General features: G+C 64.3%; 22 protein-coding genes and 1 pseudogene. 11 read left to right on the top strand and 12 right to left on the bottom strand.

Annotated features, from left to right (window positions below; translation table 11 throughout):
* Window positions 1-7 precede the first annotated feature (7 nt).
* Window positions 8-403: an endonuclease domain-containing protein gene (locus tag ACUXVA_RS18590; protein WP_445487448.1), complete on the bottom strand. Its 396-nt coding sequence runs from the start codon at window positions 401-403 to the stop codon at window positions 8-10.
* Between the two features lie 98 nt (window positions 404-501).
* Window positions 502-2,460 (bottom strand): ABCB family ABC transporter ATP-binding protein/permease, encoded by a 1,959-nt coding sequence (locus ACUXVA_RS18585; RefSeq protein WP_265078984.1) that lies wholly within the window; start codon window positions 2,458-2,460, stop codon window positions 502-504.
* 213 nt (window positions 2,461-2,673) lie between these two features.
* On the opposite strand from ACUXVA_RS18585, the gene ACUXVA_RS18580 reads away from it, so the two are divergent.
* The gene (locus ACUXVA_RS18580; RefSeq protein WP_445487445.1) at window positions 2,674-3,279 is read left to right on the top strand and encodes an LOG family protein; all 606 of its coding nucleotides are present in this window, start codon (window positions 2,674-2,676) and stop codon (window positions 3,277-3,279) included.
* 13 nt (window positions 3,280-3,292) lie between these two features.
* Here the strand turns inward: ACUXVA_RS18580 and ACUXVA_RS18575 are convergent, their stop codons facing one another.
* The 4 genes from ACUXVA_RS18575 to cysS all read right to left on the bottom strand — a co-directional run bounded on the left by ACUXVA_RS18575 (window position 3,293) and on the right by cysS (window position 7,299).
* The gene (locus ACUXVA_RS18575) at window positions 3,293-3,670 is read right to left on the bottom strand and encodes a VOC family protein (protein WP_265078986.1); all 378 of its coding nucleotides are present in this window, start codon (window positions 3,668-3,670) and stop codon (window positions 3,293-3,295) included.
* 11 nt (window positions 3,671-3,681) lie between these two features.
* The gene (gene cimA, locus ACUXVA_RS18570) at window positions 3,682-5,280 is read right to left on the bottom strand and encodes a citramalate synthase (protein ID WP_445487442.1); all 1,599 of its coding nucleotides are present in this window, start codon (window positions 5,278-5,280) and stop codon (window positions 3,682-3,684) included.
* Complete coding sequence (locus ACUXVA_RS18565; protein WP_445487440.1) at window positions 5,277-5,789, bottom strand: GNAT family N-acetyltransferase; 513 nt, start codon at window positions 5,787-5,789, stop codon at window positions 5,277-5,279. The genes cimA and ACUXVA_RS18565 overlap by 4 nt, the downstream gene beginning before the upstream one ends.
* Window positions 5,790-5,904: 115 nt before the next feature.
* Window positions 5,905-7,299: a cysteine--tRNA ligase gene (gene cysS / locus ACUXVA_RS18560; protein WP_445487438.1), complete on the bottom strand. Its 1,395-nt coding sequence runs from the start codon at window positions 7,297-7,299 to the stop codon at window positions 5,905-5,907.
* 287 nt (window positions 7,300-7,586) lie between these two features.
* On the opposite strand from cysS, the gene ACUXVA_RS18555 reads away from it, so the two are divergent.
* Window positions 7,587-7,895, top strand: a complete 309-nt coding sequence (locus ACUXVA_RS18555) for a hypothetical protein (protein ID WP_265078989.1) — start codon at window positions 7,587-7,589, stop codon at window positions 7,893-7,895.
* 194 nt (window positions 7,896-8,089) lie between these two features.
* Complete coding sequence (locus ACUXVA_RS18550) at window positions 8,090-9,250, top strand: DUF2865 domain-containing protein (RefSeq protein ID WP_265078990.1); 1,161 nt, start codon at window positions 8,090-8,092, stop codon at window positions 9,248-9,250.
* A gap of 153 nt (window positions 9,251-9,403) precedes the next feature.
* Here the strand turns inward: ACUXVA_RS18550 and ACUXVA_RS18545 are convergent, their stop codons facing one another.
* From ACUXVA_RS18545 to ACUXVA_RS18535, 3 genes are read right to left on the bottom strand one after another with little or no spacing between them, the layout of a single operon-like run.
* Window positions 9,404-11,158 carry an NAD+ synthase gene (locus tag ACUXVA_RS18545; RefSeq protein WP_445487436.1) on the bottom strand — a complete coding sequence of 585 codons (1,755 nt, stop codon included), beginning with the start codon at window positions 11,156-11,158 and terminating at the stop codon, window positions 9,404-9,406.
* A 44-nt stretch (window positions 11,159-11,202) separates the two neighbouring features.
* Complete coding sequence (locus tag ACUXVA_RS18540; RefSeq protein ID WP_265078991.1) at window positions 11,203-11,556, bottom strand: diacylglycerol kinase; 354 nt, start codon at window positions 11,554-11,556, stop codon at window positions 11,203-11,205.
* A gap of 1 nt (window position 11,557) precedes the next feature.
* Window positions 11,558-12,946 carry a class II 3-deoxy-7-phosphoheptulonate synthase gene (locus tag ACUXVA_RS18535; protein ID WP_265078992.1) on the bottom strand — a complete coding sequence of 463 codons (1,389 nt, stop codon included), beginning with the start codon at window positions 12,944-12,946 and terminating at the stop codon, window positions 11,558-11,560.
* Between the two features lie 116 nt (window positions 12,947-13,062).
* Here ACUXVA_RS18535 and ACUXVA_RS18530 point away from each other — a divergent pair, with 116 nt between their 5' ends.
* Complete coding sequence (locus tag ACUXVA_RS18530; RefSeq protein ID WP_413776531.1) at window positions 13,063-14,019, top strand: alpha/beta hydrolase family protein; 957 nt, start codon at window positions 13,063-13,065, stop codon at window positions 14,017-14,019.
* Here ACUXVA_RS18530 and gor read toward each other — a convergent pair whose 3' ends face one another.
* From gor to rpiA, 3 genes are read right to left on the bottom strand one after another with little or no spacing between them, the layout of a single operon-like run.
* Window positions 14,020-15,405 carry a glutathione-disulfide reductase gene (gor, locus tag ACUXVA_RS18525; protein WP_265078994.1) on the bottom strand — a complete coding sequence of 462 codons (1,386 nt, stop codon included), beginning with the start codon at window positions 15,403-15,405 and terminating at the stop codon, window positions 14,020-14,022. It lies immediately after the preceding gene.
* 28 nt (window positions 15,406-15,433) lie between these two features.
* On the bottom strand, window positions 15,434-15,970 hold the full coding sequence (locus ACUXVA_RS18520; protein WP_265078995.1) for a DUF2059 domain-containing protein: 537 nt from the start codon (window positions 15,968-15,970) through the stop codon (window positions 15,434-15,436).
* Between the two features lie 22 nt (window positions 15,971-15,992).
* Entirely contained in the window at window positions 15,993-16,691 is a 699-nt protein-coding gene (gene rpiA, locus ACUXVA_RS18515; RefSeq protein ID WP_445487432.1) for a ribose-5-phosphate isomerase RpiA, read from the bottom strand.
* A gap of 172 nt (window positions 16,692-16,863) precedes the next feature.
* Here rpiA and ACUXVA_RS18510 point away from each other — a divergent pair, with 172 nt between their 5' ends.
* The 7 genes and pseudogenes from ACUXVA_RS18510 to ACUXVA_RS18480 all read left to right on the top strand — a co-directional run bounded on the left by ACUXVA_RS18510 (window position 16,864) and on the right by ACUXVA_RS18480 (window position 24,428).
* A complete protein-coding gene (locus tag ACUXVA_RS18510) occupies window positions 16,864-17,547 on the top strand; it encodes an HAD-IA family hydrolase (RefSeq protein WP_265078996.1) in 684 nt (227 codons plus the stop codon).
* A gap of 245 nt (window positions 17,548-17,792) precedes the next feature.
* Window positions 17,793-18,143, top strand: a complete 351-nt coding sequence (locus ACUXVA_RS18505; protein WP_320109637.1) for a hypothetical protein — start codon at window positions 17,793-17,795, stop codon at window positions 18,141-18,143.
* Between the two features lie 98 nt (window positions 18,144-18,241).
* On the top strand, window positions 18,242-19,276 hold the full coding sequence (moaA, locus tag ACUXVA_RS18500; RefSeq protein ID WP_265078998.1) for a GTP 3',8-cyclase MoaA: 1,035 nt from the start codon (window positions 18,242-18,244) through the stop codon (window positions 19,274-19,276).
* 554 nt (window positions 19,277-19,830) lie between these two features.
* On the top strand, window positions 19,831-20,775 hold the full coding sequence (locus ACUXVA_RS18495; protein ID WP_265078999.1) for a helix-turn-helix transcriptional regulator: 945 nt from the start codon (window positions 19,831-19,833) through the stop codon (window positions 20,773-20,775).
* A gap of 461 nt (window positions 20,776-21,236) precedes the next feature.
* The gene (locus ACUXVA_RS18490; RefSeq protein ID WP_445487429.1) at window positions 21,237-22,442 is read left to right on the top strand and encodes an NAD(P)/FAD-dependent oxidoreductase; all 1,206 of its coding nucleotides are present in this window, start codon (window positions 21,237-21,239) and stop codon (window positions 22,440-22,442) included.
* A gap of 94 nt (window positions 22,443-22,536) precedes the next feature.
* Window positions 22,537-23,443 (top strand): annotated as a pseudogene (locus tag ACUXVA_RS18485) (MBL fold metallo-hydrolase).
* Window positions 23,444-23,831: 388 nt separating this feature from the next.
* Window positions 23,832-24,428, top strand: a complete 597-nt coding sequence (locus ACUXVA_RS18480) for a TRAP transporter small permease subunit (RefSeq protein WP_265079001.1) — start codon at window positions 23,832-23,834, stop codon at window positions 24,426-24,428.
* Window positions 24,429-24,459: the final 31 nt, after the last annotated feature.

The following is a 24,459-nucleotide window of genomic DNA, read 5'->3' as shown; positions in this document are numbered from 1 at the left end:
CTGCGCTCTATTCTTCTTTCCCCTCTCCCCGTCGGGGAGAGGGTGGCGCGCCGCCAGGCGCGCCGGGAGAGGGGCTGACGGCGATCACGGTGGCCAGAATGATCTCCAGCACCGCGTTCGTCTCGTTCAGGACTTCATTATTCCAGAACCGCAGGATACGAAACCCTTGATCTTCTAGCCATTTCGTCCGCTCGACGTCGGAAGCTCTTTCCGCGTGCTGGCTGCCATCCACTTCGACCAGCAACTTCCGCTCCATACAGGCGAAATCGGCTACGTACTTCCCGATTGGGACCTGCCGCTTGAATTTGATGCCTTCCAGGCGGTGTGCGCGCAGCCGATACCAAAGCCGCCGTTCGGCGTCCGTCATATTCGCGCGCAAGGATTTGGCGAACGCTCGTGACATCCCCCTCTCCCGTCTCGCCCGCGCAAATGCGCGGTCGAGCCACCCTCTCCCCCAAGCGCAGCTTCGCTGCACTCGGGGGCGAGGGGAAGAAAAGAAAGCTACTCCGCGGCGTCGGGCGTCGTCAGCAGGTCATCGACCGCCGGCGGCGCCCGGTTCGGCGCCTTGTCGTCATCCGCGATCATCGCCAGTTTCTCGCGGGCTTCCTGCGCCTCGCGCTGCCGGTTCCACATACTGGCGTAGAGACCGTGGGCTGCCAGCAACTGCGCATGCGTGCCGCGCTCGGCGATGCGGCCCTGATCCAGCACGATGATCTCGTCGGCGCCGACAATGGTGGAGAGCCGATGCGCGATCACCAGCGACGTGCGGTTGCGTGAGACCTTTTCCAGCGCGTCCTGGATTTCCTGTTCGGTGTGGCTGTCGAGCGCCGAGGTGGCTTCGTCCAGCAGCAGGATCGGCGGGCCCTTGAGCACAGTGCGGGCGATGGCCACGCGCTGCTTCTCGCCGCCCGACAGTTTCAGGCCGCGCTCGCCGACCTCGGTCTCGTAGCCCTTGGGCGACATGCGGATGAAGCCGTCGATCTGCGCCATCTTCGCCGCCTCCTCCACCTCCGCGTCGGTCGCATCCCAGCGGCCGTAGCGGATGTTGTAGCGGATGGTGTCGTTGAACAGCACCGTGTCCTGCGGCACCATGCCGATGGCCGCGCGCAGCGAGGATTGCGTGATATTGCGGATGTTCTGGCCGTCGATCGAAATCGTGCCGCCGGACACGTCATAGAGCCTGAACAACAGCCGCGAGATGGTCGACTTGCCGGCACCGGACGGCCCGACGATCGCCACGGTCTTGCCAGCCGGCACCTCGAAGGACAGCCCCTTCAGGATCGGGCGCTCCGGATCGTAGGAGAACTGCACGTTGTCGAAGCGCACGTTGCCTGACGTCACCACCAGCGGCTTGGCGCCGGGCAGATCCTTGACCTCGGGATTGCGCTGCAGGACGCCGAACATCTTCTCGATGTCGATCACCGCCTGCTTGATCTCGCGATACACCATGCCCATGAAATTCAGCGGCTGGTAGAGCTGGATCATCATGGCGTTGACCATGACGAAATCGCCGACCGTATTGGTGCCATTGCGCACGCCTACGGCGCACATCAGCATGGTCGCAGTCAGACCGCAGGTGAAGATGATGGCCTGCCCAGTGTTGAGGACCGCCAGCGACGTGTAGGTCTTCACCGAGGCGCGCTCGTAGCGTTCCATCGAGCGGTCGTAGCGCTCCGCCTCGCGTTGCTCGGCGCTGAAATACTTGACGGTCTCGTAATTCAGCAGCGAGTCGATCGCCTTGGTATTGGCCTCGGTGTCGGAATCGTTCATCCGGCGGCGGATCTCGATCCGCCATTCGGTGGCGATGTAGGTGTAGTACATGTAGACCACGACGGTGATCAGCGTCACCAGCACGTAGCGCCAGTCGAACTGCCAGAGCAGCACGCCCATCAGCAGCGTGACCTCGACGATGGTCGGCACGAGTTGCAGGATCACCATCCGGACGATGACTTCGATGCCGAGCCGGCCGCGTTCCAGCACCCTTGTCAGGCCGCCGGTCTTGCGTTCCAGATGGAACCGCAGCGACAGTTCATGCATGTGCACGAAGGTCAGGTACGCCAGCTTGCGCACCGCATGCATCGCCACCTTGGCGAAGATGCCGTCGCGCCACTGCGTCAGCACCGCCATCAGCACGCGGATCAGGCCGTAGCTCCCGGTCATGAGCAGCGGCGAGGCGACCAGCCAGAGCGCCCAACTCGACGGCTGGACCGGGGCGGTATCCGCGCCGGTCAGGGCGTCAATGGCCCATTTGAAGGTGAACGGCACGGTCAGCGTCGCCAGCTTGGCGAACACCAGCAGCACCATCGACCACAGCACCCGCATCTTCAGGTCGGCGCGGTCGCCGGGCCAGATATACGGCCACAGGTGCGCAAGCGTTCCGAGCAGCGTTGCACGTTCGGTGGTATTTTCCGGCGCCTGCGCGACCTGGTCGGGCTGGCGGGCGTGGTGGGGATTAGACATTCACCGCCCCGCAAGTAGGGAGGGCAGCGAGCGGCCGTGGTCTGGCATTTCTGGGCACTGTCATGATCGCCGACATATAGCGTGCCCGGTCGCCTCCCGCACCCCCTTGGACGGCATGGATTTTCCGGTTTGCCGCACTTTCCAGCACGAAATCGCTCCCGGCCGCGCTTTCCATGTCTTGACGCTGTCATTCCGCAGTGCCACATGGATTCCATGAGCATTATCAAAACCGTCTGTGTCTATTGCGGCTCCGGCCCGGGCACCAATCCCAGCTTCGTCGAATCGGCCATCGCGCTCGGCAAGTCGCTTGCCGAAAATGGCGTCGGCCTGGTGTATGGCGGCGGTTCGATCGGCCTGATGGGCGCGGTGGCCACCTCGGTGCTGGATCACGGCGGCACCGTGACGGGCATCATCCCGGACTTCCTGACCAAGCGCGAAAACGCGCTGTCGCGGGCGCAGGAAATGATCGTCACCCACGACATGCACGAGCGCAAGCGACTGATGTTCGAGCGCTCCGACGCCTTCGTCGCCCTGCCCGGCGGTATCGGCACTCTGGAAGAGCTGGTCGAGCAGCCGACCTGGCAGCAACTAGGCAGGCACAGCAAGCCAATCCTGCTCGCCAATATCGATAATTTCTGGGAACCGCTGCTCGAATTGCTGGACCACATGCGCAGCACGGCCTTCATCCGACCCACCCTGCCGCTCGAAGTCCTGAAAGCCGAACGGGTCGAGGACATCCTGCCCCGGCTTCGCGCCGCCGCGGCCAAGGCGTCGGAAGAAGCCAAGGAGCTGGCGCCCGAAGTCGCCACCCGGCTTTAGCTCTCAGCCAACGTCATTCGTTCGGAAACGTCACCGCCTCGATGCGGTTGCCGTCGGGGTCTGCCACGAAGGTCGCATAATAGCGCACCCGGTCATGCGGTCGCAGCGACGGCGCGCTTTCCGAGGTGCCGCCTGCTGCCACCGCCGCGGCATGAAACGCATCGATCTCCGCCGTTGTCCTGGCCCGCAGGCACAAGTGTACGCCATTGTCCGGCGATAGCGGCTTCAATCCGGCGCGCAGATTGATCCACACTTCCGGATAGGCCTTGCCGAACCCGACCATCCCCGGCCGCGTCACCAGCCTGGTCATGCCGAGCGCGGCGAAGACCTGCTCATAGAACGGCATCGACCGCTCGAGATTGCTGACTGCGAGCGAGACGTGGTCGATCATGGCTGAAATCCTCAGGCTGGCGCGTTCGACTTCACGAGCTTGTAGACCACGGAATCCATCAGCGCCTGGAACGAGGCATCGATGATATTGGGCGACACGCCGACAGTGGTCCAGCGCTCGCCCAGCTCGTCCTCGCTCTCGATCAGCACCCGGGTCACCGCCTCCGTACCGCCATTGAGGATCCGCACGCGGTAGTCGATCAGCTTCAGCCCATCGATGTACTTCTGATACTTGCCGAGATCTTTCCGCAGTGCGACGTCGAGCGCATTGACGGGGCCGTTGCCCTCCGCCGCCGAGATCAGTATCTCGCCGGCAACCTCGACCTTGACCACCGCCATGGCCACCGTGACGCGCTGGCCATTGGAATTGTAGCGTTGCTCGGTGTTGACGTCGAACTGTTCGACGCGAAAATACTCCGGCACCTTGCCGAGCGTGCGCCGCGCCAGCAGATCGAACGAGGCATTTGCCGACTCATAGGCATAGCCCGCCGCCTCGCGCTCCTTCATCTCCTCGACGAGCCGCGCCAGTTTCGGATCGGCCTTGCTGAACGGAATCCCGGCCCGCTCCAGTTCGGCGATCACGTTGGAGCGCCCGGCCTGGTCGGACACCAGCACCTTGCGGTGATTGCCCACCGCCTCCGGCGCCACATGTTCGTAGGTGTGCGGATCCTTCATCACGGCGGAGGCGTGAATACCGGTCTTGGTGACGAAGGCGCTTTCGCCGACATAGGGCGCATGGCGGTTCGGCGCGCGGTTGAGCATGTCGTCCAGCGTGCGCGACACCCGCATCAGCGTCGCCATCTTCTCCGCCGATACGCCGATCTCGAAAGCATCAGCGAACTCCGGCTTCAGCCGCAGGGTCGGGATCAGCGAACACAGGTTGGCGTTGCCGCAACGTTCGCCGAGCCCGTTCAGCGTGCCCTGGATCTGACGCGCACCGGCGCGCACGGCGGCCAGCGAATTGGCGACCGCCTGTTCGGTATCGTTATGGGCGTGGATGCCGACATGGCTGCCGGGGATGATCTTCACCACTTCGCCGACGATCTCGGATATTTCGTGCGGCATGGCGCCGCCATTGGTGTCGCACAGCACCACCCAGCGCGCGCCCGCGTCATATGCTGCCTTGGCGCAGGCCAGCGCGAACGACGCATCCTCCTTGTAGCCATCGAAGAAATGCTCGCAGTCGAGCAGCACTTCGCGGCCCGCCGCTTTCGCGGCGCTGACGCTGTCGCGGATCGAGGCGAGGTTTTCCTCGTTGGTGGTCTCCAGCGCCACGCGCACCTGATAGGCGGATGCCTTGGCGACAAAGCAGATCGCGTCGGCCTTGGCTTCCAGCAGCAGGGCCAGGCCGGGATCGTTCGACGCCGAACGACCGGGTCGCCGCGTCATGCCGAAGGCAGTGAACGTGGCGTTCGTCAGGGGGGATTTGGTGGCGAAGAATTCGGTATCGGTGGGATTGGCGCCGGGATAGCCGCCTTCGACATAGTCGATGCCGAGCTCGTCCAGCATGTCGGCGATCAGCCGCTTGTCGTGCAGCGAGAAATCGACGCCATTGGTCTGCGCACCGTCGCGCAGCGTGGTGTCGAACAGATAGAGGCGTTCGCGGCTCACGTCGCCGCTCCCGACGCTCCGGCTCCGGCCAGCGTCTTGGTCATGGCGGTGTTAGCGAGCCATTCATCGCCCATGGTGATCGTGCTGCGGCGGGTCGCGACATAGCCGCGCTTGAGGAAGAACTCCTGCGCATTGTCGCTGGCATCGACGGTCAGACTCTTGGCGCCGCGGGCGCCGGCGAGTTTTTCCAGCGCGTCGCACAGCATGGCGCCCACGCCGCGCAGCACGGCGCTGGGGTGGACATAGAGCAGATCGATGTGATCGGCGCCCTTCAGCGAAGCAAAGCCAACCGGCGAGTTCTGCAGCGTTGCGATCAACGTCGGCTGTGAGCCCAGCCGCTTGCCGAATGCGGCTTCGTCGTCGACGGCGCTGGCCCAGGCGGCCTGCTGCGTCTCGCTGTAATCGTCGCCCGTCAACTCGCCGATGCTGGCCACGAAGATCGCAGCCAGGATCGGCGTATCCGCCGGCAGGAACGGCCGCAGCCCCGGTTGTGGCATTGCCTGTCCCATCCCGCTCACCAGTATCCCACGAGCTTGAGCGCCAGCGCGACAGCGCCGGCGATCAGCAGCCATTTGATCGCGATGTAGTAACGCCAGTGGCGGGGAAACGGCGTGTCCGGCTTGCTCATCGCGCGATCTCCCAGGTGGTGCCGTCCTTGGAATCCTTGATGGTCACGCCCATCGCCGCCAGTTCGTCACGGATGCGGTCGGATTCCTTGAAATCTTTTCGCGCGCGCGCAGCGGTACGGTCTGCGATCAGCGCGTCGATCCGCGCCGCGTCGATGCCGCTGGATTGCTGCTTACGCGCGCTCCAGTCCGCCGCGCTCTCGTTGAGAAAACCGAGCATGCGCAGCGATGCCGCGAACTTGCCACGCGCCTTGTCGTCGCCGGCCGCCGCCAGGTTGCGCAGGCCATGCAGCGCCGCGATGGTCTGCGGCGTATTCAGGTCGTCGGACAGCGCTTCCATCACCTTGGTCGACGGGTGGCCGCCCCTGTCGTCGGCCGCGACCCAGTACCAATCGTCGAGGGTCTTGGCGCTCTCCTCCATGCCCTTCAGCGTCCAGTCCATCGGCGAACGATAGTGCGTCTTCAGCATGTTGAGGCGAACTACCTCGCCGGGCCAGTCGTTGAGCAACTCCCGGATGGTGACGAAATTGCCGGTCGACTTCGACATCTTCTCGCCTTCGACCTGCAGGAAGCCGTTGTGCATCCAGTAGTTCGCCATCGCCTGCGTGCCGTGGGCGCAACGCGACTGGGCAATCTCGTTCTCGTGGTGCGGGAAGATCAGATCGAGCCCGCCGCCATGGATATCGAAGACGTCGCCGAGATAGGCCGCTGACATGGCCGAGCATTCGATGTGCCAGCCGGGACGGCCCCTGCCCCACGGGCTCTCCCAGCCAGGCTCGTCGGCCGATGACTGCTTCCACAGCACGAAATCCGTGGGATGCTTCTTGTGGGCGTCCACCGCGATGCGCGCGCCGGCCTGCTGCTCGTCGAGCTTGCGGCCCGACAGCCGCCCGTAGTCGGGCATCGATTGGGTATCGAACAGCACTTCGCCGCCGGCCTCGTAGGCATGGCCGCGCGCGATCAACTCCTTGATCAGCGTCACCATGTCGGTCTTGCCATCGGCGCGCGGCAGCACGAAGTCGGTGGCGCGCGGCTCGAAGGTCGGCCGCAATGCGCCGAGCGCATCGACGTCGGCGTGAAACTGCACAAGGGTTTTCTCGGTGACCTTGCGGATCGCCTCGTTCAGCGGCAGCCCGGGAAAGTCCCGGGTCGCGCGATCGTTGATCTTGTCATCGACGTCGGTGATGTTGCGGACATAGGTGACCTGGTCCGGGCCATAGATGTAACGCAGCATCCGGAACAGCAGGTCGAACACGATAACGGGGCGCGCATTGCCGATGTGGGCGAAGTCATAGACCGTCGGCCCGCAGACATACATTCTGACGTTGTCAGCATCGATCGGCGCGAAGACGCGCTTCTCTCCAGACAAGGTATCATAAAGTCGCAAATCCATGGAATTCCCGTCCCTTGAGGCCGGGCGTCCAATGATCTCGTGTGAGAAAAGACGGCCTCAGCCAGCGAATCGCTAGCTCGTAATCTCGCGGCAAATGCCACAAATGGCGAGAGAACCGTTCATGCCGGCACCATGCGGCAGCCGGGGCCCGGCCGTCAATACCTGACAACCGCACAGCCGCGGGCAGATTTTGGCCACGATTGGGACCTACGCCCCGCCATGGTTAATGATTTTTAACCTTTTTCGTCTATCCGGTGAGGGTTATTCTCTCATTCATTTGGTGTGTCATGAACTCGATTTCCGCATTTTTAACGGCCACTTTCGTTTTGACCGCGTCCGCAGCCTTTGCCGATTCCCGTGTCTTCATCATCGCCAACCAGGCGGACGGCTACGGTATCGACCAGTGCCTGGCCAATGGTGAGAAATGCGGTGCGTCTGCCGCGCGATCCTATTGCCAGTCGCGCGAATTCGCCCAGGCCACGGCATTCCGCAGGGTCGATCCCGATGAGGTGACCGGATCGATTCCGCAGCCCATCGGCGGCAATTGCGGCCGCGGCGGATGCAACGAGTACGTCGCGATTACCTGCCAGCGCTGAGCATCAACCATGTGGCGGTGGACGAGCCTGTCCCCGCCACAGTGAAGCCCCGGAAACGACGTGACGCTGCCGCGAGAAGCGGCTATGTGGGAGCCGCGTCGCTGCGGTTTTGTTGCGTTTATCCGCTGCCGGGTGTGGGTTGTGTGAAGCTTTCTCCGCGCCGCATTGTCTCTGACTCGTTGCATTGGCCGGACATGTCTGACACCTTTAACCTCTCCCTTTCCCGCTGGATTTTCGCTGCCACCGTGCTGATCGGCGGGGCGACGTTGAACGTTGCGGCGACCGCGCAGGGGCTGCCCCCACCGGGACCGCCGCCGCAGGCCGCCGCGCCCGGCGCCAATCCGATGTGCCAGCGGCTTGAGGGCCAGTTGGCCACCATCGACCGCGGCGGCGGCGATCCCGCCAAGGCCGACCAGATCCGCCGTTACGAGGATGCCGCCTCCAAGCAGCAGAACGAACTAGACCGCGTGACCGCACAGGCCAAGCGCATGGGCTGCGACAGCTCCGGCTTCTTCTCGCTGTTCAACGGCCAGTCGGCGCAGTGCGGGCCGGTCAACAACCAGATTCAGCAGATGCGCGGAAATCTGGATCAGATCACCGGCAATCTCGAGCGGCTGCGCGTCGGCACCCCCGGCAGTTCCGACCGCGACAGCCAGCGCCGTTCGGTGCTGCTGGCGTTGGCGCAGAACAATTGCGGTCCTCAATACGCCGCGGCCGCGCGCGCGCCGCAGCCGAACTCCGGTCCGGGCAACTTCCTCAACAACCTGTTCGGCAACAACGAGCCCAGTCCCGACGCTGCGCCGCTGGGACCCGTTGCCGGCGCGCCGTCCGGCACCTATCGCACCGTCTGCGTGCGCACCTGCGACGGCTTCTATTTCCCGATTTCCTTCGCCACCGTACAGAGCCGCTTCGCAGACGACGAGAAGACCTGCAAGGCGCTGTGCCCCGCCTCCGACGCCAACCTGTTCAGCTATCGCAATCCCGGCGAGGATATGAACGCGGCGGTATCGATCACCGGCCAGCCCTACACGTCGTCGCCGAACGCCTTCAAATATCGCACCGAATTCAATCCGTCCTGCGCCTGCAAGGCGGCCGGGCAGACCTGGTCGGATGCGCTGAAAGCTATCGACGACAAATCCGCGGCGGAAAACGGCGACATTATCGTCACCGAAGAGCGCGCCAAGAAAATGTCGCAGCCGCCGGCCAAAGGCACGCCGGCCTCACTGAAGAAGGGCGCCGCCCCTGCCCCGGTCGCTGCGCCCGCTGAGACCCCAGCAGCAGCGCCTGCGACGCCCGCCGATCCCAACAAGCCGATCCGTTCGGTGGGACCGACATTCATTCCGACAACGCGATAAGTTTTCCCGCGTGCGGCTTGTCGTCCCCGCGCATGCGGGGACCCAGTAAACACGACTTTCGCGGCTTCATCACAAAATACGGCGTTTACTGGGTCGCACGGCCGGCGCGCAATTGCGCGCCGGCCGTGCGACGACAGCGGAGTGTGAGGCGCCTTACCCCTCGAACGCTTCCGCAGATCCCTTGCTCGCCCGTGATACCAACGAGTCGTCGGGCTTCGCGGGCGGCGTCGCCAGATCCCGGAATTTGTTCGTGATCGGATAGCGCCGGTCACGGCCGAAATTCCTCCGCGTCACCTTCACGCCGGGCGCTGCCTGGCGACGCTTGTATTCGGCGATGTTGAGCAGTCGGTCGATGCGCAGCACCACATCGCGGTCGAAACCGGCGGCGATGATGTCTGCCAGCGGCTCCTCGTGCTCGACCAACCGCTCGAGGATGCCGTCCAACACGTCATAGGGCGGCAGCGAATCCTGATCGGTCTGGTTCTCGCGCAATTCCGCGGTCGGCGGCCGGGTGATGATGTTCACCGGAATGACCTCGCCGGTGGGACCCAGCGCGGCTTCGGGCTTCCAGCGATTGCGCAGGCTGCACAGCCGGAACACCTCGGTCTTGTAGATGTCCTTGATCGGATTGAAGCCGCCATTCATGTCGCCATAGAGCGTGGCATAGCCCACCGACATTTCCGACTTGTTGCCGGTGGTCACAACCATGGCGCCGGTCTTGTTGGAAATCGCCATCAACAGCGTGCCGCGGGTACGGGCTTGCAGATTCTCTTCGGTGATGTCGCGCGGCAGACCGGCAAAGGTGCCGGACAGGATGCTTTCGAAGCCGTTGACCGCCTCTGCGATCGGCAGCACCTCGTAGCGAATGCCGAGCCGCTCGGCCAGTTGCGCGGCGTCGTCGAGCGAGACCTGCGCCGTGAAACGGAACGGGAGCATGACCCCCCGCACCCGCTCCGCGCCGAGCGCGTCGACAGCGAGCGCCGCGCATAGCGCAGAATCGATGCCGCCCGAGACGCCCATCAGCACGCCCGGAAAACCGTTCTTCTGCACATAGTCGCGCAGGCCCAGCACGCAGGCGGCGTAGTCGCCCTCGTCCCCCTCGGGGACCGGCGCGAAAGGCCCCGCGCAGCGCCAGCCTTCTGCGGATCGCGTGAACTGCAGCGTGGTGATGTTGTCGGCAAAGGACGGCGGCTGTGCGGCCAGCGAGCAGTCGGCATTCAGCACGAAGGATGCGCCGTCGAACACCAACTCGTCCTGGCCGCCGACCTGGTTGAGATAGACCAGCGGCAGCCCGCTCTCGGTGACCCGCGCCACCGCCATCGACAGCCGGATATCGGTCTTGCCGCGCGCATAGGGCGAGCCGTTCGGAACGACAATGATTTCCGCCCCAGTCTCGGCGAGACACTCGACCACGTTCTCGTAGTCGGTGGACTCCTCCATCCAGGTATCTTCGCAGATCGGCACGCCGACCCGGATGCCGCGAACGGTCATCGGCCCCGCCGCCGGACCGCGGGAAAACACGCGTTTCTCGTCGAACACGCCGTAGTTGGGCAGGTTGGACTTGAACCGCAACGTGACGATGCGGCCGCCATCCAGCAAGGCGACGGCGTTGTAGAGCTTGCCGTCCTCGACCCAGGGTGAACCGATCAGCACGGCCGGGCCGCCATCGGCGGTCTCGCGCGCCAACTCCTCAATGGCGGCGCGGCAGGCCGCCTGGAACGACGGCTTCAGCACCAGATCCTCCGGCGGGTAGCCGGCGATGAACAATTCGGAGAACACCACCAGAGCGGCGCCATCGGCGTTAGCGCGGGCGCGGGCCTTGCGCGCCAAAGCGGCATTGCCGGTGATGTCGCCGACCGTCGGATTGAGCTGGGCCAGCGTGATGATGAAGGAGGCGGAATTTGTCATGGCCATATGGTGCCCGACGGGCGCCCCTTGCACAATTGCCGACGCTAGAAGATGCCTATGCGTTCGCCGAGCGCGAACAGCCAGGTCAGGCCGGCGATCACCAGCGCGACGCCAACCGCCGCCGAGCCCATGTCCTTGACCCGGCCGATCGCCGGATCATGGTCGGTGGTGAGGCGGTCGGCCAGCTTCTCGATGGCGGTATTGAGCAGCTCCACGGTCAGCAGCAGCAGCACCACCGCGACCAGTTCGAGGCGGCGGGCGGCGGTCGTGCCGATCAGCAGGGACAGCGGTACCGCAAGGAGCAGCGCGAACAGCTCCTCGCGAATCGCCTGCTCGGAACGGGTGGCGAACGTCAGCCCGTTCCAGGTGTTGATCAGCGCCCGCCAGAGTCGGGTCAAATCACAGCCCCGACGCGACCGGCAGCGGCTCGTCCTTGCCGGCGCGGTCCTGCTTGAGCAGCTCCGCGATCAGGAACGCCATGTCGATGGCCTGCTCGGCATTGAGGCGGGGATCGCAGACCGTGTGATAGCGGTCGTTGAGGTCCTCGTCGCTGATCGAGCGCGCGCCGCCGGTGCATTCGGTGACATTTTGGCCGGTCATTTCCAGGTGCACACCGCCGGCATGGGTGCCTTCGGCCTGGTGGATGGTGAAGAACGACTTCACCTCGGACAGGATGCGATCGAACGGCCGGGTCTTGTAGCCCGAGTTCGAGGTGATGGTGTTGCCATGCATCGGATCGCACGACCACACCACGCTGCGGCCTTCCCGCTGCACGGCGCGGATCAGCCCCGGCAGATGGTCGCCGACCTTGTCCGCGCCGAAACGATTGATCAGCGTGAGACGGCCCGGTTCGTTGTCGGGATTGAGGACGTCAATCAGCTTGATCAACTCGTCCGGCTTCAGCGACGGGCCGCACTTCAGGCCAATCGGGTTCTTGATGCCGCGGAAATATTCGATATGGGCATGGTCGAGCTGTCGGGTACGGTCGCCGACCCAGATCATGTGCCCGGATGTTGCGTACCAGTCGCCGGTGGTGGAATCGACGCGGGTGAAGGCCTGCTCGTAACCGAGCAGCAGCGCTTCGTGGCTGGTGTAGAAGTCGGTCGAGCGCAGCTCAGGGTGGCTTTCCAGATTGAGGCCGCAGGCGCGCATGAAATTCAGCGCGTCGGAAATCCGGTCCGCCAACTCCTTGTAACGGCGCGACTGCTGCGAGTCCTTCAGGAAGCCGAGCATCCACTGATGCACGCTGCCGAGATTGGCGAAGCCACCGGTGGCGAAAGCGCGCAGCAGGTTGAGCGTCGCCGCCGACTGCCGATAGGCATTCAGCTGGCGCTGCGGATCCGGGGTGCGCGATTCCGCCGTGAAGGCGATGTCGTTGATAATGTCGCCGCGATAGCTCGGTAGTTCGACGCCGTTGAGTTTCTCCATCGGCGACGAACGCGGCTTGGCAAACTGACCGGCGATGCGGCCGACCTTCACCACCGGCACCGCGCCGGCATAGGTCAGCACCACCGACATCTGTAGGAAGGCGCGGAAGAAATCGCGGATGTTGTTGGCGCCGTGCTCGGCAAAGCTCTCGGCGCAATCGCCGCCCTGAAGCAGGAAAGCCTCGCCCTTTGCGACTCGGGCCAGCGCCTTCTTCAGGTTGCGCGCCTCACCCGCAAATACCAGCGGCGGAAAGGTCGCAAGCTGCGCCTCGACATCGCCCAGCGCCTTCAGATCCGGATAGACCGGCATCTGCTGCACGGGCTTGCTGCGCCAACTATCGGGCGTCCACCGCTCAGCCATCGCTTCAACTCCTGAAATCCGCGCCATTGGGCAGGCGTCGGGAGGCCGCGTTATACACAGGCTGGCCGGAGATCGCCAGTTGGAAATCGGTCCCGCGAGACAACCCCTTGCAGCCAATGCCAAATTCGCATTTGCTGGGCTTTCTGCCGCAGGGAGAATGCGAGGTGGTCGAGGCTGCGCTGGACGACGTCTTCGTCGACGATATTACCTTCCCCGCCACCGACGGATATCCGCTCGGCGCGACCCTGTACCTGCCCCGCGGCGCCAGGAGCCATGCCGTCCTGATCAACTCCGCCACCGCGGTGCCGCGCCGCATCTACCGGGGATTTGCCAGCTACCTCGCCAGCCGCGGCTGCGCCGTGCTGACCTATGATTATCGCGGCACCGGCGATTCCCGGCAGCCATCGCCGGCCAGCAACAGCCGGTCGAGATCCCTGGTCGGCTTCAAGGCCTCGATGTCCGACTGGGCGGCACTGGATGCAACGGCAGCGGTCGGCTGGATGCGCGAACGCTACCACACCATGCCGCTCGGCTATGTCGGCCACTCCTTCGGCGGCCAGGCGCTGGGTTTGCTGCCCAACAATACCGAGGTTGCGCGCGCGCTGTTTGTCGCCGCACAGGCCGGCTACTGGGGCCTGATGACCGCACCGGAGCGCTATCGCATCTATGTCCTGCTGAAATTCGTTGGCGTCCCGCTGACCCGGCTCATGGGCTATGCCCCGGCGCGAACGGGGCTCGGCATGGATCTGCCGAAGGGCGTCTTCCTGGAGTGGGTCCGCTGGGTCATGAGCCAACGCTACCTGTTCGACGACGTCCGCCTGCGTGCGCTGTCGAACTTCCCGCGCTACCGCGGCGCGCTGCGCGCGCTGACATTCTCCGACGACCCCTGGGCGACCCGCCCGGCGGTCGACCTTCTGTGCTCGGGCTTCACCTCGATCCGGCCGGAGGTCGCCACCATCGCGCCGGCCGACGTCGGCGCAGCAAAGATCGGGCATTTCGGATTCTTCCGGCCGCAACATCGCGACACGCTGTGGCGCGGCGCGGCCGAGTGGCTGCAACGCGAGCCGGAGTGACTACTCCGCCGCTTCGCGCACGTACCGCGCGGTCGGCGTCCGCATGGTCACCAGTTCTTCGGCCGCACTCGGATGCACCGCCATGGTGGCGTCAAAATCCGCTTTGGTCGCCTTCAACTTCACGCAGATGCCCAGCACCTGGATCAGCTCTGCGGCCTCCGGCCCGACGATATGGCAGCCGACGATCACGTCGGTGACGCCAACAACGATCAGTTTCATCAACACGCGGCTTTCGCTGCCGGACAACGTCGCCTTGATCGGCTTGAAGTTGGTCTTGTAGACGTCGACATGGCTGAATGCGGCGCGGGCTTCGGCTTCGGTCATGCCGACGGTGCCAACCTCCGGCTGTGTGAAGACAGCGGTCGGAATATTGCTGTGATCGACCTTCACGCTGCGCTTGCCGAACACGGTATCGGCGAAGGCATGGCCCTCGCGGATCGCCACCGGCGTCAGGTTGGTGCGATGTGTGACATCGCCCACCGCGTAGATATGCGGCACGTTGGTCTGCGAAAATTCGTTGACCGCGATTCCGCCATTGGCGGGGTTGATCGCCACCCCGGCTATCTCAAGCCCGAGGTTGGCGACGTTGGGATGCCGGCCGATCGCGAACAGAACCTGATCGGCAGCAATGCTCGACCCGTTCGACAGCGTTGCCGTGAATTCGTGGCTGTGTTTCTCGACCTTGTCGACGGTACAGCCGGTCAGGATCGTGATGCCTTCCTTTTCCATCTCGCCGCGCACGTGGCTGCGAACATCCTCGTCAAAGCCGCGCAGGATGTTGTCGCCGCGATAGACCACCGTCACGTCGGATCCGAGGCCGGCGAAGATGCAGGCGAATTCCAGCGCGATATAGCCGCCGCCCTGGATCAGGATGCGCTTCGGAAGCTCCGGAAGATGAAACACCTCGTTGGACGAGATGACATGTTCGATGCCGGGAATTTCGCGCCCGTGATTGGGCGCGCCGCCGGTGGCGATCAGCACGTAGCGCGCACGTACGGTCTCGCCGGTGGACAGCCGCAGCCTGTGCGGATCCTCGAACACGGCGCGCGCCTTGACGATGGCCGCGCCGGACTTCTCGACATTGGCGGTGTAGATGCCCTCGAGCCGGGCGATCTCCTTGTCCTTGTTGGCGATGAAGGTCGGCCAGTCGAAGGTCGCCGACGGGATCGTCCAACCGAAGCCGGCGGCGTCCTCGACCTCATGCTTCACATGCGACGCATAGACCATCAGCTTCTTCGGCACGCAGCCGCGGATCACGCAGGTGCCGCCGAACCTGTATTCCTCAGCGACCATGACTCGTGCGCCGTAGCCCGCTGCGATCCGCGCGGCGCGCACGCCGCCCGAGCCACCGCCAATCACGAATAAATCGACGTCGAAGTCGCTCATGTGCCGCTCCGGAAAATTCAGCTACCCGTCAGATTTCCTTGCCGCGCTTACGCATTTCAGCGCGGAATTGGCCGTTGACCTCTTCCGAGAACTGCTGCGCCCACTGCTGCATGTAGTTCATGCTGGCGGCGATCGACTGCGGCTCCTGCGCCAACAGCTTCTGACCGAGCGGGGACTTGTAGAACGTCACGAGATCCTTCAACTCCTGCTCGGTGAAGTCGCTGGCGTAGATCCGCGCCATCTGCTCGCCGATCTCCTTTTCCTTGCCAGCCAGGGTCTGCGCCACGATCACGGCAACCTCGTTGAGGTCCTTCTGGTAGTTCAGATTGTTCTGCAGCAACGTGTCCTTGGTACGCTGCACGATGTTCGGGACGGCGCCCTGGTACATGGCACTGGCGTTCTTCAGGGTCAGGATTTCCTTGGCCGCGGCAATCGCCGCCGGCGACGCCGGCTTGATCGGTCGGCTCTCCGCCTGCGGCGGCTGCTGGGCATGGGCCGGAAGCGCGGCGCCGGCCAGGCCAGCGACAAGGCCGGCGGCGAGCAGCAGGTTCGAACGATACGTCATCTTGTTCTCCTTGATCGCGGCGTTACGGCCGCTCGAAAATGCGAATACCATCGGAGCCCGCCAGCATGGCTATGCTGGCCTGTCCGATGAAAAGACCGTGTTCGACGACGCCCGGTATCGAACTGAGCAGTCCGGCCAGACGGGGGGCGTCGGGGATCTGCCCGAGATGGGCATCGATGATCCAGTGGCCCCCATCGGTGACGAAAGCATGGCCGTCGCTGCCGTTCCGGACCGCCATCTGCCCCGATACGCCGCTTTGGGCGAACGCTTCGACAATGGCCCGGCGCGTCGCTGCGAGTCCAAACGGAATGACCTCCACCGGCAGCGGAAAGCGGCCGAGCATCGCGACCCATTTCGTCTCGTCGGCGATGACGATCATGCGGTCGGATGCGGTTGCGACGATCTTTTCGCGCAGCAAAGCGCCGCCGCCGCCCTTGATGAGATTCGGCTGCGGATCGATTTCGTCGGCGCCATCGACCGTCAGGTCGAGCCGGTCCACATCGTCCAGCGTCGTCAGCGCAATGCCGCAGCTCTCGGCCTGGGCGCGCGTCGCCTCGGATGTCGGCACGCAGATCACCTTCAATCCGCCGGCCACCCGTTCGCCGAGCAGTTCGACAAAATGCTTGGCGGTCGAACCGGTGCCTAGGCCGAGCTTCATGCCGTCGCGGACGTATTCGAGTGCTTTTGCCGCTGCCTGCCGTTTCAGTTCATCGATGGTCATGAAGGGCCGAAGTCCTCGGTTGCGTTGCCAGAGCCGCTGTGACGCGGCGGCTTATCTAGCGCTGTTTGCCGCAGAGGAACAGGCCCTTACAAGGCATCGTGACGGCGGCCGCCGACGCCGGCCGAAGCCACCCTCTCTTGCCAGATGGCGAAAGGGCGGCTAGCGATCTTCCATGAGCCATTCGCCGATCGTCGTATTCGATCTGGACGGCACGCTGGTGGACACCGCGCCGGACCTGATCAACGCCCTGAATTACGTGCTGGACCGCGAGGGCCTTGCACCGGTCCCTATGCATCTGGCGCGCAACATGATCGGCGCCGGCGCCCGCAAGCTTATCGAGCGCGGGCTAGAGCTGGAGGGCCGCACCACCACAGTGGCCGGCATCGACCGCCTGACCGCCGATTTCATCGACCATTACGCCGCCCATATTGCCGACTTCTCCCGCCCGTTCGAAGGGCTCGAGGAGGCGCTGAATGCGCTGTCCGAGCAAAATTACCGCTTTGCTGTCTGCACCAACAAGCTGGAATGGCTGTCCAAGCTGCTGCTCGACCGGCTGGAGCTCACCGCCCGATTCGACGCGATCTGCGGCGCCGACACCTTTGGCGTGTCGAAGCCCAATCCGGTCATCCTGCAGCAGACCGTTGCCCGCGCCGGCGGAAGCATGGCGTCGGCGATCATGGTGGGCGACGCCGGCCCCGATGTCGGGGTTGCCCGCCGCGCCGGCGTGCCGGTTATCGGCGTCGAGTTCGGCTATACCGATGTCCCCATCGCCGACCTCAAACCGGACCTGCTGATCGGTCATATGCGCGAACTGCCGGGCGCCGTGGCAGAACTGGCGACGGCGCGCAAAGCATAGCCTAACCAATTGCTTAGGTTACACATACCCAGCATGGAGCCGGCGACGTTAACCATCGATTAACGAAACCTGTCCGCACGGTTGCGCGAAAATACCTAGGCTCCTATGGTTACCTGGGGACTGCGGCCAGCCGCAAAAGAGACGGGTCACACATGCGTCGAGTCATCGTAATTGCAGTTGCCAGCATGAGTCTTGCTGGTTGCGCGTCATTCTCCATGGATTCCTTCCGGTCGGCGCCGCCGCCCGTGAACGTTCAGTTTGAATCCGTTCCGCCAGGCGCGGAAGCGCGCACCTCGCTCGGCGCAACCTGCAAGACGCCCTGCTCGCTTCCGGTCACCGCCGACGGCGGTTTCAGCGTGACATTCACCTTGCCCAAGTTCCAGCCGTTGACGGTTCCGGTGTCGGTCACCAAGAATCCCGGCGACATGTTCACCGCCGGCACCACGGTGATTGAGCCGAATCCGGTGGTTGGCGAGCTTCAGCCGATGACCCCGCCGCGTCGCGCCGCACGGAAAATGGTGAGGCGCAAGCCTGCCGCCGCCGCGCCGGCTGCTGCTCCGGCCGCCGAAACGCCCTTCCCGGCACCGACCCGCTGATCGCCACGCGTCCGACACATCGTCCTGCGCGATTGTGCCGGGCGCTTGCCATGCCTACATTGGCTCCATAGAGCTTGAGACGGCGTTGAGGCAAACCGATGGCGGATTTGGGACAGCAGTTGAAGGCGACGAATCCGTCCGCGATGACGGATCCGTTCGGCCGTTCCATCAGCTATCTGCGCGTATCGGTCACCGACCGCTGCGACCTGCGCTGCTTCTATTGCATGTCCGAGGACATGACCTTCCTGCCCAAGGCCGACCTGCTCACGCTCGAGGAACTCGACCGCCTCTGCACGGCCTTCATCGCCAAGGGCGTGCGCAAACTGCGGCTCACCGGCGGCGAACCGCTGGTTCGGCGCAATGTGATGGGGTTGGTGCGCTCGCTGTCGCGGCACCTTGCGACCGGCGCACTCGATGAGCTGACACTGACCACCAACGGCTCGCTGCTGGCGAAATATGCCGATGAGCTGGCGGACTGCGGCGTGCGCCGCATCAACGTGTCGATGGACACGCTCGACCCCGCCAAGTTCCGCACCATCACTCGCTGGGGCGATCTCGACAAGGTGCTGGCCGGCATCGAGGCCGCGCGCGCGGCCGGCCTTGCGGTCAAGATCAATGCGGTGGCGCTGAAGGGCCTCAACGAGGACGAGATCCCCGCACTTATGGAATGGGCGCATGGCAAGGACATGGCGCTGACGCTGATCGAGGTGATGCCGATGGGCGACATCGGCGAAGGCCGCATCGATCAGTATGTGCCGCTGTCGCTGCTGCGGGCCCGGCTCGCCGCCAGATACACCCTCACCGACCTGCCCGACAATACCGGCGGTCCGGCGCGTTACGTCCGGGTTGCCGAGACCGGCGGCAAGCTCGGCCTGATCACCCCGATGACCCATAATTTCTGCGAATCCTGCAACCGGGTGCGCATCACCTGCACCGGCACCATCCACACCTGCCTCGGCCACGAGGACGCCACCGACCTGCGCCGGCCGTTGCGCGCATCTGCCGACAACGACCTGCTCAACGCGGCCATCGACAGCGCCATCGGCACCAAGCCCAAGGGCCACGACTTCATCATCGACCGCCGCCACAACCGGCCCAGCGTCAGCCGGCATATGAGCGTGACGGGCGGCTGATTTTACCTGTCTTGCCGGGACCGGGCAAAACCTGGTCGGGTCATCCGCCAGTCACAGACCATCGCCAGCCATGGCGAAATCCTGCGGTCGCCAAACCAGCAGCCGGTCACAGCGGACGCCGAGGCGCAGCCTTGGGTCAATGCAGATCCGTCGCACGATGGGCATCCGGCATTCCTCCGAGCCGACACGACGCAAGCAAGGCTGAGGCCCCAGCGCTGCGCATTCCTTCCAGCAAGTTCGGATCGTCGGTCGCAGGCCAAAGAAACAAGCTGAAGGCGCGGAAATTACAAGGTTTGCCCAAGGTCTCGATCTCCGATCTGCGACATGGTGCATCCGGCCTCTTCAAACCAGCAGGATCAGACCTCGCCGGCCGTATCGCCCCCCTGGATGACGCAAGACGAAACGCAGCGTCGCAACGCTGATCCAACCGTCCAGATCGCCTGGCTCTGCGACATGGTCCTGCCGCCGGAGACTCCGGTGAGATCACCAGGTGACTGCAATGATCTTGAGATCGATTTTCCTGCGCCTCATCCCTCTGTTTGTCCGGTGTTGAGATGAGCAGAGATTCCGACCACCCGGATGATTCCGCGCCGGCAACTGCCGCAGTTGGCAACGAAGCGGCATCCGCCGCGCCACGCCCTGCCACGATGGAGATGGCGCGCGTTCTCAAGATGGCGCCTGTCCGCATGGTCGCCGAGGAGTCCAGCGGCGTCATCGCGCACTGGCGGCACGATCCACTGCACGATGTTGTCGGGCCGATGGCGGATCACGTGGTCATGACCTTCCCCGCCGGATCGCAGCGCTTCGAGCGACGCACCGGCAGGTCCGTGGTCCACGGAACGCTGCGTCCGGGCGTCATCACGATCATCCCGGCCGGCTCTTCGTCCCGATGGGACATTCATCGGCCGGTGGATGTCGTTCATCTCAATCTCCCGCAGGCAACGCTCGCGCGCGTCGCCAGCGAAGCGGATGCTGCCGGCCCTCGCAATCTGCTGGATCGCACGGCGCACCCCGATCTGATCACCGCGCGATTGCTGCTGAGCGCGGCCGACGCTCTGGATGGCAGCGCGGCGCTGGACGCCCTGTTCCGTCACCAACTGACGGACCTTCTTGCAACGCGTTTGCTGGCGGCTCACGCCGGCGCGCCCGTCACGACCCAGCCGGTGATCGGCGGCCTGTCGCCGCCGGCATTGATGCGCGCCATCGAACGGCTTCGCTCTGACAGTGACTCGGACGTCTCGCTCGGTGCGCTGGCGGCGGATGCGGGATTGTCGCGCTTCCACTTCTGCCGCGCGTTCAAGGAAAGCACCGGTCTTTCGCCGCATGCCTGGCTGCGCCAGCACAGGCTCGAACAGGCGATGAACATGTTGCGCGACTCGGATGTCTCCGTGGTGTCGGTGGCCGCGGCGCTCGGCTACGCCTCGCAAACCGCTTTCGCCGCCGCATTCCGCAAACTGACCGGAGAAACGCCGACCGACTGGCGCCGGCGCGTGCGTTAGCAGCAATTGCGCGACAACTCCCTCAATCGCTCTGGGGCGGCGGTCAGCCCCGACAGCTAAACCATCATTGTGTCCACGAACTGACGGAGACAACGATGACCTGGACGAGCTTTGCGATCGCACCGCGAAGAAGACTGATAGCTACCGCTCTGATGTACGGCCTTTCCCTGACCGTTCGTCTGACCTCGGCAGCAGGTGAGGACGGGAGTGTCCCGGTACAGGCCGCGCAATGCGCCGCCTTCGCTTCCACCCCTTTCAACGAGAGGCCGGCAACGCCCGCTTTCCGCATGGTCGACCTTCAACGCTCCTCACGGAGCCGAAGCTGCCAGGCGGGATGCGAGCCCGCTTTGCCGACCTGAGCGCCCCTATCGATATCAAGACCGATTGCTTCACCGCACCGCGTCGCTGATCGCCGTGAGCAACGCCGCGCCGCATTCAAAATCCATTCAGGAGTCCATCACATGAAACTTGTCATCATCGGCGCTGGCTTCGCCGGCATGTATGCCGCACTGTCGTCTGCACGATTGCGCGACATTCAGGGCATTTCGCCCGACGAGCTGGAGATCATCCTGATTGCGCCGGAGCCGTCGCTGGTCGTCCGTCCGCGTCTCTATGAGCCGAAGCCGGAGACACTGACGGCGCCGTTGCTCGATCTGTTTGCGGCGATCGACGTCGTCTATGTCAAAGGCAGCGCCGAGACCATCGATACCGCCGGCCGCAAGGTTCACACGACAGATGCGGACGGCACGCGACAGACCGTGAGCTACGACCGTTTGGTTGTTGCAACCGGCAGCCGCTTGTTCCGCCCCAACATTCCCGGCCTTGCCGAGCACGGCTACAGCGCCGATCAGCTCGCCGACGCGGTAACCCTCGATCGCCACATCCAGAGTCTGGCCACGGCGCCGGCCACCAAGGGACGTAACACGGTCGTCGTTGCCGGCGGCGGCTTCACCGGCATCGAGGTCGCGACGGAGATGCCCGCGCGGCTGCGCGACATCTTCGGCAGCGATGTCGAGACTCGTATCATCATCGTGGAGCGCGGCGCGGTGATTGCGCCTGCGATGGGCACAGAGCCACGGCCCCTCATCGAAGAAGCGTTGCGCAAGCTTGGGGTGGAAACCCGATTTGGCGCCGGCGTGGCATCGCTGGATGCGACCGGCGTTACACTCACCAGCGGCGAACGGATCGAAACGTCAACGCTGATCTGGGCAGCCGGCATGCGCGCCGCGCCGCTGACCGCGCAAATTGCTGCCGAGCGTGACAATTTTGGCCGTCTTCTGGTCGATCAGGCCTTGCGCGTGTCCGCCGTTCCAGCGGTCTTCGCCACCGGCGACGCAGCGAGGGCGGCATGCGACGATCTCGGCCACTACGCGCTGATGTCGTGCCAGCACGCGATCCGCATGGGCGCCTTTGCCGGTCACAATGCTGCGGCTGAATTGCTGGGTCTTTCGACCAAGACCTATCACCAGAAGGCCTATGTCACCTGTCTCGACCTCGGCGAAGCGGGCGCGATCTTCACCCGCGGCTGGGACCCCAAGGTCGAAATGATCGGCGCCGTGGCGAAGAAGACCAAGCAGGAAATCAATACGGCCTGGATCTATCCGCCCCGCGCGGAACGTGCCGCCGCTCTGGCAGCCGCCGATCCCGAGCGCGTGATCGAACTGTAACCACACATCCAAACGACGGCCGCGCCTTCCCTGGCTGCGCGGCTGGCTCGCTCATCAACAGCCGGGCATCTTTATCATCAAGCAAGAGAGACCCATGAACTTTCAAATGAACTCACAGTCCGTTCAATCGGGCGCCAACGAACTGGTCCCGTCGCGCTATGCGGTGCAGATCGGCGACATCGAAGTGCTTGTCATCAGCGACGGCGTGCTGCCGCTCCCGAACGCCATGCTGGGACACAACACCGAACCGGCGGCGCGGGCAGCCTGGATGCACGATCAGTTCCTGCCGCTGGACGCGTCCGACTGGCCGCTGAACGTGGTCCGGCGAACAGACCATCCTGGTCGACGCCGGGCTGGGACTGGATCCGGACCTGCATTTGCCGCGGGCCGGCCAGTTGGTCAGGCGACTGGCGGCCGCCGGCATCGACCTCGCGTCGGTGACCGATGTGGTGCTGACCCACTTGCATATGGACCACGTCGGCGGGCTGCTTGTCGAAGGAGTGAAGGAGCAGCTGCGTCGGGACCTGCGGATCCACGTGGCCACCGCCGAGGTGGCATTCTGGGAGGCACCCGATTTTTCCCAGACCAGGATGCCGGACGGCTTCCCGGCCGCGCTTCGGGCGACCGCGAAGCGGTTCATGGCCGAATACCGGAGCCATTTCCGTACGTTCAAGGACGCGCACGAGCTAGCCCCCGGCGTCACCGTCCGCCGCACCGGTGGCCATACGCCCGGTCACAGCGTGGTTCGCCTGGCGTCCGGTAACGACGCACTGACCTTCGCCGGCGACGCCGTATTCACGGTCGGGTTCGAAGAGCCAGACTGGTATAACGGCTTCGAACACGACCCCGCAGAGGCCGCCCGCGTGCGGACCCGCCTCTTGAAGGATCTGGCGGCGACCGGCGAGTTGCTGGTGGCCACTCACCTGCCGTTCCCATCCACGGGCCGGGTGGCCATCGACGGCGACGCCTTCCGCTGGGTGCCGATCTCCTGGGACTTCTGACGGTCTCCTGAGCGAACCAGCGCTGGGGCGCGTGCCTGTACAATCGGCAGGCGCACGCCCCAGCCTGATCCTTGATGTCAGCCAGCGATCCGACTGCTGCGGAATCGGGCAAATGTTCACCGGCCTGGCCCCCGACCAAGGGATCGACTGCCGCCCCAACCGGCCGAGCGTCAGCCGCCATATGAGCGTGACGAGGGGTAGCCATCGGCCAGTGCCGGGCGCCGCACGACCGCATGCCGGAGCGATATTCCCCTTGAATATCAACCAACTTCCAATTGACGGCGGCACAATGCGCTGAAATGGTGCCGGCGCTTCACGTCCCAAGGGCTGACAAGAGCCGCCGTGCTGCCGCGCATGGGCGAATGGGGAGCGAGATCGGGAGGGATTGTTGCAAACACTTCTTGGGGTGAGCCGCAGGATCGACGCGTTCAATACGCTGGTCGGTCGCTGGATATCCTGGCTGATTGTTGTCGCTGTGATCATCTCGGCGGCCAATGCCATCATCCGCAAGGTATTCGACGTCTCCTCGAATTCCTTTCTCGAATTGCAATGGGTGCTGTTCAGCATCGTTTTCCTGCTGTGCTCGCCATGGACGCTGCTGAGCAACGAACACATCCGCATCGACATCATCAATCATGCGATGCCGCTCAAGGTTCGTGGCTGGATCGACATGATCGGCCACGTGTTTTTTCTACTGCCTTTCACCCTGATCCTGCTGTGGACGTCGGTGCCTTTCTTTCTGGTGTCATACCACCAGAACGAACAATCGTTCAGCGCCGGCGGACTGCCGCAATGGCCCGCCAAATCGCTGATCATGATCGCCTGCGTGCTGCTGCTGATCCAGGGCATTTCCGAGATCATCAAGCGCGCCGCGATGATGCAGGGCATCATTCCGGATTCCAACGCCAATGCCATCAGCGCCCAGCGCGCGGCGGAGCTCGAGGCTGAGCGGCTGGTGATGCATATCGCCGGCGAGAAGCATTGAATTTACCTATGGTTTCCAGGCACGGGAAGAT

This window comes from Rhodopseudomonas sp. RCAM05734 (assembly GCF_052658035.1).
This window is presented reverse-complemented; position numbering and strand designations above follow the sequence as displayed.